The sequence below is a fragment of the Chryseobacterium sp. FR048 genome (assembly GCF_056844665.1).
This window is the reverse complement of sequence record NZ_JBXDSE010000013.1, coordinates 45,099-61,083: the sequence shown is the minus strand read 5'-3', so window position 1 is coordinate 61,083 and position 15,985 is coordinate 45,099. Positions and strand designations below refer to the sequence as shown.

Below are 15,985 nucleotides of genomic sequence, written 5' to 3'. Positions count from 1 at the left end.
TACGACGAGTTTTGTCGTTAATGGCCATTAGTTTTGTTACAGTATCATTCTTTAATGATCAAATTAAAAAATTAACTAACACAAACATTAATTATGACAAATTGTAACAGCCAAAAATTTCCTTCAACATGTAATCCTGCAGATTATGGATTCAAAAAATTTTTTCCTCATACGGGTGAAGAGGTTTATTATCAGAAGATCACTGGAAGTAATTTACCTGAAGATGGTATAGTTTTCATCAAACAAAATGGAGAATGTTATAAAGCTATTTTGAACGAGAATACCATCAATATTGAATGGTACAGATGTAGTCCTAGCTATCCAAATGATGAAGCCATGATTACTCAGGCTATTCAAACTGCAGCTTATTTAGGAGCAACATTAAGGTTTGATGCCAGAGAGTATATTGTAAACAAACAATTGGATTTTCAGGGACTTTCCTGTTTCAAGCTGTTGGGGGACAGACAGCATACATGGATCAAATCAGACACTAAAAAGAGATTTGAAAGTTTTTATTTCAGTTTTACAGACTGTAATAATATTATTATAGAAGGTTTCCAATTTGACCTGAACAAAAGAAATATTGAGGTTTATAGTCCCGCGGATGATGCATTTTCAAAAGAATTTAACGGAGGAATCTTAATTAAAGGGAATCTTGAAGCTTACCTTTCATATAACATAGAAATTACAAATTGTTATTTTCATGATTTATATAATCGTGCTATACGTATTTATGGTTGTAGTCAGGGGCATATTATAGTTAGAGATAACTTATTCGACAGTGGTGTCCAGGATCAGATCTATATGATGGAGCATTTGGTGATTACTCAATCTCATAGTGCCAATGTTATCGTAGAAAATAATATTTTCAGAAATGCTGAAAACCATGACTCGTCTAAGGCGCCGTGCGGTATTTTCGCATTTGACCTGGGGTATTATGGTTCGGTATTGATTAATAATAATAATTTTGACTATTGTGGAAGGGATAATACCGGACATCATAGGTTATATGCAATAGATTTTTATGACAATGTTAATAACTTCATTATTTCAAATAATGTTTTTAGAAATACAACTTGGGGAGCGATCAGGTTTGATGGGACTAAAAAGAATGCAGTGATCTGTGATAATATAATTCATCAGCTTATTAGTGAAAATGGTGATGGAGGTATGATTACTGCAGCATCAAAGGCTACTGTAGGTTTTGATAAAATATTTAAAAATATTTCTATTTCTAACAATGTTTTTGAAGCAGTTGCTAAAGGAAGTTATGGCATTAATTTACAATCATCAGTTGATGATATTATAGCGGATAATATTAGTATTCAAAATAATAATTTTGACAATCTTCGAACAACAGTAATAATGTCAGGGACTATTACTAATGTTAATATTTGCAATAATATTGGTTTGAATATACAATTCAGGGCAATAGAATATATTGCACATTCAATTAAAACTACTGTCTTGACTGATGGAACAGTTATAAAGACTAATACACTGGAAGCACCTCTTGGAAATGTACTGATAAAGGGGAATAATTTTAGATTGAATGACTCTGATTGTGGTATTTTCCTTGAAGGATTTACTTCGGAATCAGGTAATAATACAGCTGTTCAAAATTTAACCAAAAGATTTGTGATTTCAGACAATTTGATATATGGGAAGGGTTTAGGAAGCGGAATTACAGTGAATGTTGGAGCTTCTTTAGAGGGGAAAGTTACTGTATCAGGAAACGAAATTAATGATTTATTGACAGGACTTTATCTAAGAGTTCCTAAAGTCATAGCAAAAGATAATATTCTTTTTAATTGTAGTAGTTCAGCTATTAATGATGATGGCATTACTGATCATATTAAATTTGATAATTATTACAACAACGCTCCTATTTAGATTAAAGGAGAATAGATGAAAATTACGAACAACGAACTTATAAAATGTTTATATCATACATATATTTATTTAACAATATTAAAATACAACAGCATCAATAATGTATTGCATTGAAATATTCAGCTTTTCATTTGTGAATTGTTCATGCATATACTGTTAAATGACTATATTTATCTGATTTAAAAATGATTTTTTTATGTATACACAACTCGATATTGAAACGCATTTTGACGGGAAGCTCAAAATAGCATATCTTAATCAACCGGAAACGATGAATGCCCTTACAAAGCCGGCTTTGGCAGATCTGAGAGATTTCGTTAAAGAATGCAGTGAGGACGAAACTGTAAGATGCGTTGCCATCTCCGGAAGAGGAAGAGCATTTTGCTCCGGTCAGAATCTGGATGAAGCCTTTGTGGTAGGAAAAGAGCATCACGATAATGACATTATCAGAAAAATTGTAGTAGATTATTACAACCCATTGGTAATGGAAGTTACCCGTTGCAGAAAACCGGTTATCGCATTGGTAAATGGCCCTGCAGTAGGAGCTGGTGCAATGCTGGCATTGATCAGTGACTTTGTGCTGGCACATGAAAAAGCATACTTTGCTCAGGCATTCTCCAATATCGGTTTGATTCCTGATACAGGAGGAACTTATTTTTTACCAAAACTTTTAGGAAGACAATTGGCCAACTATTTGGCTTTCACAGGCAAAAAACTGTCTGCTGACGAATCTAAATCTTACGGTCTGGTCGCAGAAGTCTTCAGTGAAGAAGAGTTCGCTCCGAAATCAATGGAAATTCTTGAAAGAATGGCAAACATGCCGACTGCAGCTCTTAAGCTGACGAAAAAAGCTTTTGCTCATTCTTACACCAATACATTAAAAGAACAGCTTGAATTAGAAGGTGATCTGCAACAGGAAGCCGCAGAAACAGAAGACTTCCTGGAAGGAGTAAATGCCTTTTTACAGAAAAGAAAACCTAATTATAAAGGAAAATAAATAATAGAATTTAGATATTAGAAGTTAGATGTTAGTAAAAAGTCTAACTTCTAACTTCTAGTTTCTAACATCTAAAAACAATGAAAAATATTGGAATTATTGGTGCAGGAACCATGGGCGTAGGAATTGCTCAGGTCGCTGCAACAGCAGGATGCAAGGTCGTTTTATTCGATGCTAATGCTCCACAAATAGATAAAGCACTTACAGGTTTAGAAAAAACGCTTCAGAAATTAGCCGAAAAAGGTAAGATTTCTCAGGAAAAAGCCGCAGAAATCAGAAATAATATCTTGAAAGGTGAAGCTTTACAGGATTTAAAAGATTCTGATCTGGTCATTGAGGCGATTATCGAAAACAAAGACATCAAAACCAAAGTTTTTACAGAACTTGAAACCTATGTTTCTGAAAACTGTATCATCGGTTCCAATACCTCATCCATTTCCATTACTTCTCTTGGTGCAGAACTCAAGAAGCCGGAACGTTTCATCGGAATTCATTTCTTCAACCCGGCTCCGCTGATGCCTTTAGTGGAAGTGATTCCTTCTTTATTAACAGAAAAAACTTTAGCAGAGAAAATATACCACCTCATGAAAGACTGGGGTAAAACTCCTGTGATTGCTAAAGACATTCCAGGATTCATTGTCAACAGAATTGCAAGACCTTATTATGGTGAAGCATTGAGAATTGTTGAAGAAAATATTGCCACTCCGGAACAGGTGGATGAAGCGATGAAAACCCTTGGTAATTTTAAAATGGGACCATTTGAATTAATGGACCTTATTGGTGTTGATGTCAACTTTGCTGTGACAACCACCGTTTATAAAGATTACTTCTACGATCCTAAATACAAACCGTCTTTACTTCAGCAAAGAATGTCTGAAGCAAAACTTCACGGCAGAAAAACCGGAAAAGGCTTTTATGATTATAGCGAAGGAGCTGTAAAACCGGAAGCACAGAAAGATGATGCTCTTTATCAACAGATCTTTTTAAGAATCATTTCCATGTTAATCAATGAAGCTGTGGAAGCTAAAAGATTAGGCGTTGCCAATGACGAAGACATCGAACTTGCCATGCAGAAAGGGGTAAACTATCCCAAAGGCTTATTAAGTTGGGGTAAAGAAATCGGATACTCAAAGATTTCCGGAACCCTGCAGAGTCTTTACGAAGAATATCAGGAAGAAAGGTACAGACAGAGCCCTTTACTTCGTAAACTATAAAATGTACCAATGTATCAGTTTACCAATATACCAATGCTGAGTTTGTTAAGGTGTTTTATTGGTAAACTGATAGATTGTTAAATTGCTACATTAAATAAATGAATATAGAAGAATTCAGAGCTGAATTAGAGGTAAGGCTTTTAATTGATAAAGAATATTTGACTCAGGAGGCTTCAACCATTGATGATGCTCAGGAAAGACTGGAGTTGCTGGGAAAGTTTAATGAAAAATACAGACTGCTGATTAAAAGACTGGCGAATGAGAACGGTATTGATCTCAGTGCTTCCTATGAAAGCAGCGCTGTAGATTCAGGTACAGCCCTTTCATATGAACAGGTGATCCTTGGGAAAACCATGAATATCTATGATAAGCTGGTTGATGAATTATATGAAGAAATAACGAGACTATGACAGAAATGAATCCAAGACAGGTAGCAGATTATATGCTCGATCAGGACTATTTTTCCCAATGGATGAATATTAAAATGATCGAAGTAAAAGAAAATTACTGTCTGATAGAAATGCCCATCAAAAAGGAGATGATTAATGGGCTTAAAACCGTTCACGGAGGCGTTACGTTTGCTTTTGCAGATTCTGCACTGGCATTTTCGTCCAACAATTCCGGTGATGCGGCAGTCGCTCTGAATTGTGTGATCAATTTTACCAAAGCGGGAAAAGAAGGTGATGTTTTCAGAGCAGAAAGTATTTTGGTGAATGATACCAGAAAAACAGCTGTTTATGATATTAAGATTACCAACCAAAACAATGAGCTGATTGCCAAATTTGTAGGGACAGTTTATAAAATAGGAAAAAAAGTAACAGAATTATAAAGAATTCGAAAATTTGAAAATGGGATAATTTGAAAGTTATTGTATTGCATTAATTTTTACTTACCTGAAATTTTCAAATTCTCAAATTGCCTCATTTTCAAATTAAAATTATGAACAACGTATACATCGTAGACTATGTGAGAACTCCCATTTCAAAACTACAGGGAGGATTATCAGAAGTAAGGGCAGATGATTTGGCGGCAACCGTTATCAAAGAAGTCGTTGCAAGAAACCCTGAAGTTCCTGTTGACGAAATTGAAGATGTGATCTTCGGATGTGCCAATCAGGCGGGGGAAGATAACAGAAACGTTGCCAGAATGGGACTTTTACTGGCGGGCCTTCCTTATAAAATTGGTGGTGAAACAGTAAACAGGCTTTGCGCTTCGGGGATGTCTGCAGTTGCGAATGCATTCCGTTCCATTGCAGCAGGAGAAGGTGAAATTTATATTGCCGGTGGAGTAGAACATATGACCCGCTCTCCCTATGTAATGTCAAAACCAAGTGCTGCTTTCGGAAGAGACAGTCAGATGTTTGATACCACTTTTGGATGGCGATTCATCAACCCGAAAATGAAAGAGATGTATGGGGTAGACGGTATGGGAGAAACCGCTGAAAATCTTGCGGATATGCACCAGATCAGCAGAGAAGATCAGGATAAATTTGCCTTATGGTCCCAGCAGAAAGCTACAAAAGCACAGGAAAGCGGAAGACTGGCAGAAGAAATTGTAAAAGTTGAAATTCCTCAGAGAAAAGGAGAGCCTATTGTTTTTGAAAAAGATGAATTTATCAAGCCTGGTTCTTCCATGGAAGGTTTAGGAAAACTTCGTCCGGCTTTCAGAAAAGAAGGAACGGTGACGGCTGGAAATGCTTCAGGAATGAATGACGGAGCAGCTGCTCTTATTCTGGCCAGTGAAGAAGCTGTAAAAAAATATGGTTTAAAACCAAAAGCTAAAATTTTAGGATCATCCGTAGCAGGAGTAGAACCAAGGATCATGGGAATCGGTCCGGTAGAAGCCACTCAGAAACTCCTGAAAAGACTTGATCTTTCATTAGATAATATAGACATCATTGAATTAAACGAGGCATTTGCAGCACAGGCATTAGCTGTGACAAGAAGCTTAGGATTACAAGATGATGACGCAAGAATAAATCCAAACGGAGGAGCCATTGCCATTGGTCACCCACTAGGCGTTTCCGGAGCAAGAATTATCGGTTCTGCCGCTATGGAACTTCAGAAACAGGATAAAAAATATGCATTATGTACCCTTTGTATTGGTGTAGGACAAGGATATGCAATGGTCATCGAAAAAGTATAACTTTTTAAATAATGTAACAATGTAACAGTTTACCAATATAACAATATTCATCTATTGCCAGACTGCTACATTGTTAAATTGGTACATTAAATTTAAATTTTATGAACATCTATTCATATCACGGAATCCGTCCCATTATCAAACCTTCTGCTTATATTCATCCGCAGGCGGTCATCATAGGAAATGTGGAGATTGGTGAAGAAGTATATATCGGGCCCAATGCGGTTATTCGTGGGGATTGGGGGAAAATTATCATTAAAGACGGAGCCAATGTTCAGGAAAACTGTACCCTTCATGTTTTTCCGAATATCGAAACCATATTGGAAGAATCTGCACATATCGGCCACGGTGCCATTATCCATTCCGGACATATCGGGAAAAACTGTCTGATCGGAATGAATGCTGTAGTGATGGACAAAGCCTATATTGGTGATGAAAGTATTGTTGGCGCTTTGGCCTTTGTTCCTGCCAATTTTAGATGCGAACCAAGAAAACTGATCGTGGGAAGTCCGGCAAAGATCATCCGCGATGTTTCAGATGAAATGATTCACTGGAAAACAGAAGGAACAAAATTATATCAGAAGCTGGCAAGGGAAGGAAAAGAAGCTATTCTTCCTTGTGAACCTTTTACAGAATATGTTCAGCAGATCCCAACAAAAATTGTTGATTACAGCATTTGGGATGATGTGAAGTAAAATAAAACTAAAAACTAAGGATCATGGAGCAATTATTCAATATTAAAAATTTCGTTCGTGCACTGGTATTCGCAATTGTAACATTTATACTGTACGGGCTGTTTGGAATGTTATTTAAAAATGAAATCAATTGGGAATCAAATCTGATCATGTCCTTGATTATTTTTATAATAAATTTCATTATAGGAGCAAAAGAGGTTACTTGGAAACAACTTTTTTTAGGGAAGAAAAAGATTCAAAATTAATGAAACATAAGTTTAGCAGGTTTTCAAAATCGGTTAGGCCCCTTCAAACAATAAAATAGAACAATGGAAAAACTGAAAAACTATATTTACGGCCAATGGGTAGAAGGAAACGGAAACGGAGTCCCTTTATATAATGCCGTTACAGGAGAACAGGTTGCTGTTTCCGATACAGAAGGATTAAACTATGAACAGGCTTTAGACTATGGTAGAGCGGTAGGGTACAAAAACCTTTCTTCAATGACTTTCTACGATCGTGGGGAAATGTTGAAAAAAGTAGCACTTTACCTGTTGGAAAGAAAGAAAAAATACTACGAATTATCCTATAAAACAGGAGCTACTCATGTAGATTCTTGGGTGGATATTGAAGGAGGTTTCGGAACATTCTTCACCTATTCAGGATTGGCAAAAAGAATGCTTCCCAATACTTCTTTCTGGGTAGATGGTGATACACAGAAAATTTCAGCAAACGGGACCTTTTTAGGAACCCACATTCTGACACCAAGTGAGGGGGTTTCTGTGCAGATTAATGCCTATAACTTTCCGGTTTGGGGAATGTTGGAAAAATTATCCACATCATTGCTGGCAGGAGTACCATCTATTGTTAAGCCATCTCCTTTCGGCTCATATCTTACGAATGCCGTATTCCATGATATGATTGAGAGTGGAATCTTACCTGAGGGAGCCGTTCAGTTGGTATGTGGCGAACCGGGGAATATTCTGGATTATGTTCAGGATGGAGATTCTGTGTTATTTACAGGTTCAGCACACACTGGAAGAAAATTAAAATCCCTTCCATCCATTGCAGGAAATGCAGTCCGTTTCAATATGGAAGCAGATTCTTTGAACTGTTCTATTCTTGGTCTGGAAGCAAAACCGGGAACTCCTGAGTTTGACTTATTCATCAAGGAAGTTCGTAACGAGATGACTACAAAAGCAGGTCAGAAATGTACGGCGATCAGAAGAATTATTGTTCCTGAGCATTTGATTGGTGACGTTCAGAATGCTTTATCTAAAGCTTTAGATCAGACGAAGATCGGAAATCCATTAAGCAGAGAAACCAGAATGGGATCTTTGGTTGGAAGACAGCAGTACGAAGAAGTACTGAGAAAAGTTAACATTTTAAAAACAGAAACAGAACTTGTTTACGACGGAAAACACGAACTGGTAGATGCAGACTACGAAAACGGAGCATTTATGAGTCCAAAACTATTCCTGAATGACAAGCCTTTCGAAAAAAATATCTCTCACGATGTAGAAGCTTTCGGGCCTGTATCTACGCTGATGCCGTATAAAGATGCTGAAGAAGCCGCAGCGTTGGCAAAAAGAGGAAAAGGAAGTTTGGTAGGATCTATCATTTCTCACGATGAAAACTTTATCGCAGAAACCTCATGGAAAATGGCTTCTCAACACGGAAGAATCTTCGTTCTGAATAGAGATAATGCTAAAGAAAGTACAGGTCACGGTTCACCTCTTCCGACTTTGATGCACGGAGGACCTGGTAGAGCAGGGGGGGGAGAAGAAATGGGCGGATTGAGCGGTCTTCACTTCTTCCTACAGAAAACAGCTATTCAGGGATCTCCGGATGTTTTGAAAGCAATTACTAAAATTTATCAGCAGGGAGCAGAGAAGAAATTCTCAGACAAACACCCTTTCCAGAAATACTTTGAAGAAGTTGAGGTAGGAGATTCCCTGGAAACAGCAGGAAGAACAGTGACTGATGCAGACATTGTCAACTTCTCCAATGTTTCATGGGATCATTTCTATGCTCATACTGATGCTACAAGTTTAACAGGAACGATCTTTGATAAAACAGTGGCTCACGGATATTTTATCCTTTCAGCGGCTGCAGGACTATTTGTTTCCGGTAAAAAAGGACCTGTGATTGCCAATTACGGATTAGAAGAATGTAGTTTCTTCAAACCTGTATATGCTGGTGATACGATTACGGTTTATCTGACAGCAAAAGAAAAGATCAACAGAGGCGTAAAAGGAAGAAACATTCCGTCTGGTGTTGTAAAATGGCTGGTTGAGGTAGTTAACCAAAGAGATGAAGTAGTTTGTGTGGCAACCATCTTAACCTTAGTGGCAAAACAATCTCCGTTTATTGATCTGACGGTAAAAAATATTCAAAAAATACTAAGCGGTTTAACGGAAAGTACTCCTGCTCTTTGGGGGAAAATGTCTCCACAGCAAATGATTGAGCATTTAGAACAAGGAGTATTGGTAAGTTTGGGAGAACCGGAAGCAGAAAAATGCTTTACACCTGAAGAACAGCTTGAAAAATGGCAGGATTCTCTTTACAACCACAGGAAAATGCCAAAAGACTTTACCGCTCCGTTCTTACCGGAAGATGGCACCCTACCGGAGGCTGTACATAAGAATCTGGAGGCTGCAAAACAATCATTTATTGATAATCTGAAGAGGTTTGTAATCTATTACAAAGAAAATCCACAGGCAGAACACATGAATTTCGTATTCGGAAAGCTGAATAAAGAAATGTGGGAACTGATGCACAAAAAGCATTTTACCCATCACTTTGAACAATTCGGATTGATTTAATTCAAAATTATAGTCCCTTTCAGTATTGAAAGGGATTTTTTTATAAACCATGTCAAGGTTCAAAACCTTGACATGGTTTATAAAAAAGAAATTCTTAACTTTAAGATTATTCAAAAGCACAAAACATGATGAAAGACATCAGAACTACTCCCATTGAGGCAGATCGTTTTTATCATATTTATAATCGTGGTATTAACGGTGAAAATATTTTTAAATCGGATCGGAATTATTCGTTCATCCTCAATAAAATATTTGAATTTCTTATTCCCGTCTGCGATATATACGCATATTGTCTGATGCCTAATCATTTTCATTTTTTAGTCAAGATAAAGTCTGATTTTGAACTAGATCACCTTGTCAAGGCTTTGAACCTTGACAAGGTGATCTATCCAACGAGTACAGGACTCCACTCACCCCAGAATATCTTCTCAAAACAATTTGCCAGGATATTCAACTCTTATTCCCAGGCTTTTAATAAAGAAAACAAAAGGCATGGTGCCCTTATTGAATCCCCCTTTAAAAGAAAACTGATTACTTCAGACAGATATTTAATGAATGTGATCATTTATATTCATCAGAATCCTCAAAATCATTCCTTTGTTCGTCAGTTTTCAGAATATAATTATTCCTCTTATCAATTGATTCTGAGCGATACAAAAACCTTATTGAAAAGAGATGAGGTTATTGAATTATTTCACGATAGAGAAAATTTTATACTTTCGCATCAAAAAGCGATTAATATAAATGACCATCAAATGTAAACGTTAATATTATCAGTTGTTTATCCAAAAATTATTAACTTTAATAAGCGGAATCCGAAAAGCATATAGAGTAGGAGAGAATATCAAAACTGATTACTATGAAAAATTTTAAAAAACTTTCAAGAAACGAGTTGAGATCTCTTAAAGGAGCCGGACCTATTTGGTCATGTACTCCTCATTCCTGCCCTCCGGGAGTTTGCTGTATTCCTGGAAGATGGCCTGACCTTGCTGCTGCATGTGTCATATGTGCCGGTTCTTAATGACATCCAATCCCTGTCAAGTTTTCAAACCTTGACAGGGATTGATATTCAATCTGGCTTTCTGCTACTGGAAAACTTAAAATATCCATACATCAAAAGAGGCAATGCCACGATCTGAAACAGAAAAACAAGCAATGAAGGAATTCCCTCAAGATGACTTTCGTTCATTTTAATCAGAAGTTGTTTTCCCAACGGTCCATTGGAGAATACGACAATATTAAACAGGTTCCAGCCCAGATGGAGTCCTATGGGAAGGTATAGAGATTTTGTTTTGGCAAAGGAGATGGCAAGCATATACCCAAAGATGGCTGTCATAAGGAAAATAATTCCCATCTGAAAAGGATTCCCTAAAGCATTATAAGAAAACCAGTGATAGATCCCAAAGCAGGCTGCAGAAAAAAGACAGGCTTTGGTTATTCCCCATTTTTCAATAGCCAGGTAAAGCAGAGCTCCCCGAAAAAGTAATTCTTCAAACAATACAGATTTTATAACCCACCATAGACTTATAAATGCAGCTGATAGGGTTAACGACTTGTTCAATATCCAGCCGTTATGGATAAATGCTGTTGTCATGATATGATAAAGACTGCAGATTCCTGCGGCCAAAAGAAAACCGACGCTCCACTGAATCAGTCTTGTCGGTAGAGGTTTAAAGCCCAAAACAGAAAGATCCTTTTTAGCAATAAACCGAAGCAGAAGCCATGAAATAATAAGCTCGATGATAATTCCAATCATGGGTTAAGAGTTTTTTAAGTGAATGAAATAATCTGCATTTTATCTTATGTCATTGAAAACGAAGTTAATAAAAAAAGCAATATGAATTAAATAATGATAATCATTTATTATTATGTTTACTAAATTTTGATTATTCCCTTCCTTGATCAATAAAAATAGAAGCTGTATTTCGCAATACTCCAATAGCTTGTCTCTCGCGATGTACTGTTTCTCTTTTAAAAAAACAGTATCTTTAAATTTCAATCATAAAAATAAATCATAATGAACGAAAGATGGATGAAAAAATGGGAAGAAGTAAAGGATATTCTGACCTCTCCTGTTGACATTGAAGCCTATTTTACTTCAAGTGAAATTTTGGATCAGAAAATGGAAGTCATGGCGATAGGAAACGTATCTCTACCTTCAGGAAAAGTGATCGTAAGAGATCCGCTGGTCTATTTGAATGAAGATGAAAAACCTTATTTTACCGAAGTTCCCAAAGGAGATTTTCCTGTAACCATTGCCGTGGTAAAAATGGAAGAATGGGGAGATCGGTATGCTGCTGTAAAAGTAGAATTTACCAAAGAAAAACCTGTTGTTTACAGAGAAGCATTGATAGGAATAGAAGAACTTGAAGGCATCCAAAAAGATGATATTTTCGGCTTTGCGGTAGATGCTGGATTAGGGTGCATCACAGATCCTGAAGTAGTGCCTTATGTGGATAAGTTTATTGAAGAGCTTGATGTAGAAAATATTTATGATGACTATTTTGCAGAATTGTTTGCGAAAAGCTATCAGGAGGACCCAAGAAACCAAAGAGATCTGGGCGACTGGATCAATTGGAATATTCCCGGTACAGACTATCATATCCCGATGTTTGCGAGTGGCTTTGGCGATGGGTTGTATCCAGTGTATTTCGGATACGATGCTCAGGGAAAAATAAGCGGAGTTTATATTCATTTTATTGATATAGAAATGGCTTTATCTGAGGAAGGAGATGAGGATGATGTGTAATAATAGCCTGATCACTCTATATTTTTAAAAGAAAATTTTCTAATGAATAAGACTTTTGCTGATCAGGTAATAGATTTTAACCGGGATCTTACGTATACAGGAAAACTGCCTGAAGGTTTTGCCGTTCTGAATCCGTATCTGGATAATCCGGAAACGATGGAGGTCATGCAAAAGTTTTATTACAAATATTATGACGATTCAAACAAGAGGAAATTTATTGTAGGGATCAATCCCAGTCGGCATGGAGCAGGAGTGACAGGCGTTCCTTTTACCGATACCAAAAGACTGGAGACTGTCTGTGAGATAACAATGAATTCCGCCCGTACTCATGAAGTTTCCTCTGTTTTTATGTATGACATGATTGCAGAATATGGCGGTGCAGATCTTTTTTATCAGGATGTTTACATCAATTCTCCTTTTCCGCTGGCTATCGTAAGAAAAACAAAAAACGGCTGGCTCAATGCCAATTATTACGATGACAAAGAATTGTTTGAAAGCGTTAAAGATTTTATGATCGATTCTCTGAAACAGCATATCAGCCTGAATCTGGACACTTCAGAAGTTTTTATCCTTGGTAAAAAGAATGCAGATTTTATTTCAAAACTCAATAAAGAAGCTCGGTTGTTTGATACAATGACTGTTCTGGAACATCCCAGGTACATTCAGCAATACAAATCAAAAGAGAAGCAACTGTATATCGACAAATATATTCTGGCTCTGAAGAAATAAATACGCCTTTTATTTTCCATGATGGAATGGCTGTTTTTTATTAAATTGTGCCTATGAACGTTTTTCCAAAAGACACAAGCTTCAAATACAGCTGGCGGGCCTATCAGAAAAAATTTCTGGACCATCTTGACGAATACCTTACAGATAATCATTTGCATGTTTCTGCACCTCCAGGTTCCGGAAAAACGGTACTTGGGCTGGAAGTGATGCTGAGACTCGGGAAGCCAGCTCTGATCGTTACTCCAACTTTAGCCATCAAAAACCAATGGATTCAGAGATTTTGTGAACTTTTTCTGAATACGGAAACCGTTCCGGACTGGATCTCTTCAGATATTAAAAAGCCGGGAATTATTACAGTGACTACCTACCAGGGGCTGCATTCTGCCTCTGATGTACATGATGATGAAGAATCGCCCCTGGCAAAATCTTCCAGAATTTCAGTGGCAGAAATTATAAAAAGACTGAAGAAACAAAAAGTAGGTACGCTGATTCTTGACGAGGCCCATCATTTGAAAAATGCTTGGTGGCAAACTCTGATGGAGTTGAAAGATGAAATCAACCCTACCGTTGTAGCCCTCACGGCAACTCCTCCCTTTGATGTTTCAGGCGCAGAATGGCAAAAATACATTCAGCTCAACGGCTCTATTGATACAGAAATATCCGTTCCTGAGCTGATGATTGAAGGAGACCTTTGTCCGCATCAGGATCTCGTTCACTTTACTCTGCCATCACCGGAAGAACAGAAAAAGATTGAATATTACCATACACAGGCCTCCGCATTTTTTGAAGAAATAAAGAATGATGAGGTACTTCTCAATGCGATTGGGCAGCATCCTGTTTATCAGACCCCAATGGAACACCTCGACTGGATCTATGAAAATATATCCTCTTATACTTCCGGATTGGTTTATCTCAATTTCAGGATGAAAGAAATTCCGGATGTCCATTTCGAAATCATAGGAGACCACCAGAAATATGTTCCCGAGTTCGACTTCTTTTGGATGGAAGAACTTCTTGACTTTTATCTTCTGTTAGATGATACCCATTTCAAAACATTTGAAGAACATCGTACAGATCTCGGAAACAGATTAAAAAGGTCCGGTTTTCTGGAGCAGAAGACGATCAGTTTTTTCAATAATAAAAACCTGAATCAGATTCTCAATTCAAGTATCGGGAAACTTCAGGGAATAAAAGAAATTGCAGATTTTGAGTTTTCAGTTCTTAAAGATGAGCTCAGAATGGTGATTCTTACCGATTTCATAAAAAAAGAATATCTGAACAGCGAGGAGCAGAATGTTCTGAACCTTGATAAAATAGGCGCGGTCCCGGTTTTTGAAAAATTGCGAAGAGAAAATTCTCAGGGCAAGAAGCTGGGAGTGCTCACCGGAAGTCTGGTCATTATTCCTGCCAGTGCAAAAGAGAGCTTCGATGCATTATGCCTCAGGAAAAATATATCAGGAGTCTCTTTTTCTCCACTTACCTATGATCAGAACTATTTTATGATCAGCCTTACAGAGCAGATCAAACATGATATTGTCCATATTGTCACAGAAATTTTTCAGACGGGAGGTATCCAGGTCTTGATCGGAACAAAGTCATTATTGGGAGAAGGGTGGGATGCACCCAGGATGAATACATTAATTCTGGCAAGTTTTGTGAGTTCTTTTGTACTTTCCAATCAGATGAGAGGACGGGTAATCAGAACAGATAAAGATAAACCGGACAAAACCGGAAATATCTGGCATCTGGTATGTTTTGACTCCGAAGATCAGGATGGAGGGCAGGATCTGAATATCATGAAAAGAAGATTCAAAACCTTTGTGGGGATCTCACACAAACAAGATCCTACCATTGAGAACAATTTTGAAAGGCTCAATACTAAAATAATCGAAAACAAAAATGAAATTTCAGAAGTTAATCAGACAACATTTGCAGTAGCAAAAGACAGAACAGGACTTGCACGACGCTGGAAGACAGCCCTCGATAAAGGAAATATACTGGTAGAAGAAATACAGGTTCCTACAGCAAATATGGCGGCGATGAATGAAATGAAGATGGATTACCTTAGCCGTACAACAGGAAACTTAGCCAAAGTGATTGTTTCTTCAGTATTACTGTTCTGGCAGGATCTTTTATTGGGATTACTCAAAAATGCAGATAATATTAGTTCCGTCAAAAGTTTTTCTATATTGGTCTCTTTATTCGGGGGAGCTGGTATGATCGTGTACGGAGGGAAATTATACAGGTCTGTAAAACAATACAGCAGGTGTAAGAACCTTGCCAGACAGTTGGAATCACTCGCTGATGTTGTATTGAATAGCCTGATACACGAAAGAATAATCAGGACCTCCATTGAAAAGCTGAAAATTGTAACCTCCTCTCAAAAGGAGAAAAATGCGTTCTGCTATCTTGAAGGAGGAAGCCAGTACGAAAACGGACAGTTTATCCAGACCTTACAGGAACTGGTATCTCAGATCGATAATCCCAGATATGTGCTGAAACAGAAAAAAAGTATGGGATTTTTAAAGAAAGACCTTTATTATCCGGTACCGGAAATTTTTGCAAAAAATAAGAAAAGTGCTGAATCTTTTAATAAGTTCTGGAATAAAATGATCGGAAAATCTGAGCTGATCTTTACAAGAACAATAGAAGGGCGCAAAATTTTACTGAAATTAAGATTTCAGGCCTTATTAAACAGAAATGCCCGAATAGAACATCTTCACAAATGGACCAGATAAAATGACAAAATCCCTTATTGC

Annotated in this window: 15 protein-coding genes; 14 read left to right on the top strand and 1 reads right to left on the bottom strand. The window is 37.2% G+C overall.

Translation table 11 applies throughout. The features are described 5' to 3' along the window. Positions 1-93 precede the first annotated feature (93 nt). The 11 genes from AC106K_RS26005 (at position 94) to AC106K_RS25955 (ending at position 10,769) form a co-directional block, all read left to right on the top strand. The gene (locus AC106K_RS26005; RefSeq protein WP_482448512.1) at positions 94-1,893 is read left to right on the top strand and encodes a right-handed parallel beta-helix repeat-containing protein; all 1,800 of its coding nucleotides are present in this window, start codon (positions 94-96) and stop codon (positions 1,891-1,893) included. Between the two features lie 196 nt (positions 1,894-2,089). After that, positions 2,090-2,890 carry an enoyl-CoA hydratase/isomerase family protein gene (locus tag AC106K_RS26000; RefSeq protein ID WP_482448511.1) on the top strand — a complete coding sequence of 267 codons (801 nt, stop codon included), beginning with the start codon at positions 2,090-2,092 and terminating at the stop codon, positions 2,888-2,890. 80 nt (positions 2,891-2,970) lie between these two features. Next, complete coding sequence (locus AC106K_RS25995; protein ID WP_482448509.1) at positions 2,971-4,104, top strand: 3-hydroxyacyl-CoA dehydrogenase NAD-binding domain-containing protein; 1,134 nt, start codon at positions 2,971-2,973, stop codon at positions 4,102-4,104. A gap of 98 nt (positions 4,105-4,202) precedes the next feature. Beyond that, entirely contained in the window at positions 4,203-4,514 is a 312-nt protein-coding gene (locus tag AC106K_RS25990; protein WP_482448507.1) for a hypothetical protein, read from the top strand. Between the two features lie 5 nt (positions 4,515-4,519). Next, the gene (locus tag AC106K_RS25985) at positions 4,520-4,933 is read left to right on the top strand and encodes a PaaI family thioesterase (protein WP_482448601.1); all 414 of its coding nucleotides are present in this window, start codon (positions 4,520-4,522) and stop codon (positions 4,931-4,933) included. Positions 4,934-5,043: 110 nt separating this feature from the next. Next, positions 5,044-6,249 carry a 3-oxoadipyl-CoA thiolase gene (pcaF, locus tag AC106K_RS25980; protein WP_482448506.1) on the top strand — a complete coding sequence of 402 codons (1,206 nt, stop codon included), beginning with the start codon at positions 5,044-5,046 and terminating at the stop codon, positions 6,247-6,249. Positions 6,250-6,350: 101 nt separating this feature from the next. Then, on the top strand, positions 6,351-6,944 hold the full coding sequence (locus tag AC106K_RS25975; RefSeq protein WP_482448504.1) for an acyltransferase: 594 nt from the start codon (positions 6,351-6,353) through the stop codon (positions 6,942-6,944). Between the two features lie 23 nt (positions 6,945-6,967). Next, positions 6,968-7,189 (top strand): hypothetical protein, encoded by a 222-nt coding sequence (locus tag AC106K_RS25970; protein ID WP_482448503.1) that lies wholly within the window; start codon positions 6,968-6,970, stop codon positions 7,187-7,189. Positions 7,190-7,252: 63 nt separating this feature from the next. After that, positions 7,253-9,748, top strand: coding sequence for a phenylacetic acid degradation bifunctional protein PaaZ (paaZ, locus tag AC106K_RS25965; protein ID WP_482448502.1), 2,496 nt, complete (start codon positions 7,253-7,255; stop codon positions 9,746-9,748). Positions 9,749-9,873: 125 nt separating this feature from the next. Continuing rightward, positions 9,874-10,509: a transposase gene (locus tag AC106K_RS25960; protein ID WP_482448501.1), complete on the top strand. Its 636-nt coding sequence runs from the start codon at positions 9,874-9,876 to the stop codon at positions 10,507-10,509. 98 nt (positions 10,510-10,607) lie between these two features. Further along, a complete protein-coding gene (locus AC106K_RS25955) occupies positions 10,608-10,769 on the top strand; it encodes a bacteriocin-like protein (RefSeq protein WP_482448500.1) in 162 nt (53 codons plus the stop codon). Between the two features lie 48 nt (positions 10,770-10,817). Here AC106K_RS25955 and AC106K_RS25950 read toward each other — a convergent pair whose 3' ends face one another. Then, on the bottom strand, positions 10,818-11,504 hold the full coding sequence (locus tag AC106K_RS25950; protein WP_482448499.1) for a CPBP family intramembrane glutamic endopeptidase: 687 nt from the start codon (positions 11,502-11,504) through the stop codon (positions 10,818-10,820). 261 nt (positions 11,505-11,765) lie between these two features. Here AC106K_RS25950 and AC106K_RS25945 point away from each other — a divergent pair, with 261 nt between their 5' ends. Genes AC106K_RS25945 through AC106K_RS25935 form a run of 3 tightly spaced genes read left to right on the top strand, consistent with a single transcriptional unit; the run spans position 11,766 to position 15,964 of the window. Further along, positions 11,766-12,497, top strand: a complete 732-nt coding sequence (locus AC106K_RS25945) for a DUF4241 domain-containing protein (RefSeq protein WP_482448498.1) — start codon at positions 11,766-11,768, stop codon at positions 12,495-12,497. A gap of 42 nt (positions 12,498-12,539) precedes the next feature. Beyond that, positions 12,540-13,226 carry an SMUG2 DNA glycosylase family protein gene (locus AC106K_RS25940; RefSeq protein WP_482448497.1) on the top strand — a complete coding sequence of 229 codons (687 nt, stop codon included), beginning with the start codon at positions 12,540-12,542 and terminating at the stop codon, positions 13,224-13,226. Between the two features lie 53 nt (positions 13,227-13,279). Continuing rightward, the gene (locus AC106K_RS25935) at positions 13,280-15,964 is read left to right on the top strand and encodes a DEAD/DEAH box helicase family protein (protein ID WP_482448495.1); all 2,685 of its coding nucleotides are present in this window, start codon (positions 13,280-13,282) and stop codon (positions 15,962-15,964) included. Positions 15,965-15,985: the final 21 nt, after the last annotated feature.

Coding starts and splice junctions, on each gene's coding strand:
- AC106K_RS25985 (WP_482448601.1), top strand. CDS start 4,520: ATGAATCCAAGACAGGTAGCAGATTATATGCTCGATCAGGACTATTTT.
- AC106K_RS25970 (WP_482448503.1), top strand. CDS start 6,968: ATGGAGCAATTATTCAATATTAAAAATTTCGTTCGTGCACTGGTATTC.
- AC106K_RS25950 (WP_482448499.1), bottom strand. CDS start 11,504: ATGATTGGAATTATCATCGAGCTTATTATTTCATGGCTTCTGCTTCGG.
- AC106K_RS25945 (WP_482448498.1), top strand. CDS start 11,766: ATGAACGAAAGATGGATGAAAAAATGGGAAGAAGTAAAGGATATTCTG.
- AC106K_RS25935 (WP_482448495.1), top strand. CDS start 13,280: ATGAACGTTTTTCCAAAAGACACAAGCTTCAAATACAGCTGGCGGGCC.
- AC106K_RS25990 (WP_482448507.1), top strand. CDS start 4,203: ATGAATATAGAAGAATTCAGAGCTGAATTAGAGGTAAGGCTTTTAATT.
- AC106K_RS25995 (WP_482448509.1), top strand. CDS start 2,971: ATGAAAAATATTGGAATTATTGGTGCAGGAACCATGGGCGTAGGAATT.
- AC106K_RS25975 (WP_482448504.1), top strand. CDS start 6,351: ATGAACATCTATTCATATCACGGAATCCGTCCCATTATCAAACCTTCT.
- AC106K_RS25955 (WP_482448500.1), top strand. CDS start 10,608: ATGAAAAATTTTAAAAAACTTTCAAGAAACGAGTTGAGATCTCTTAAA.
- paaZ (WP_482448502.1), top strand. CDS start 7,253: ATGGAAAAACTGAAAAACTATATTTACGGCCAATGGGTAGAAGGAAAC.
- AC106K_RS25940 (WP_482448497.1), top strand. CDS start 12,540: ATGAATAAGACTTTTGCTGATCAGGTAATAGATTTTAACCGGGATCTT.
- AC106K_RS26000 (WP_482448511.1), top strand. CDS start 2,090: ATGTATACACAACTCGATATTGAAACGCATTTTGACGGGAAGCTCAAA.
- AC106K_RS25960 (WP_482448501.1), top strand. CDS start 9,874: ATGATGAAAGACATCAGAACTACTCCCATTGAGGCAGATCGTTTTTAT.
- AC106K_RS26005 (WP_482448512.1), top strand. CDS start 94: ATGACAAATTGTAACAGCCAAAAATTTCCTTCAACATGTAATCCTGCA.
- pcaF (WP_482448506.1), top strand. CDS start 5,044: ATGAACAACGTATACATCGTAGACTATGTGAGAACTCCCATTTCAAAA.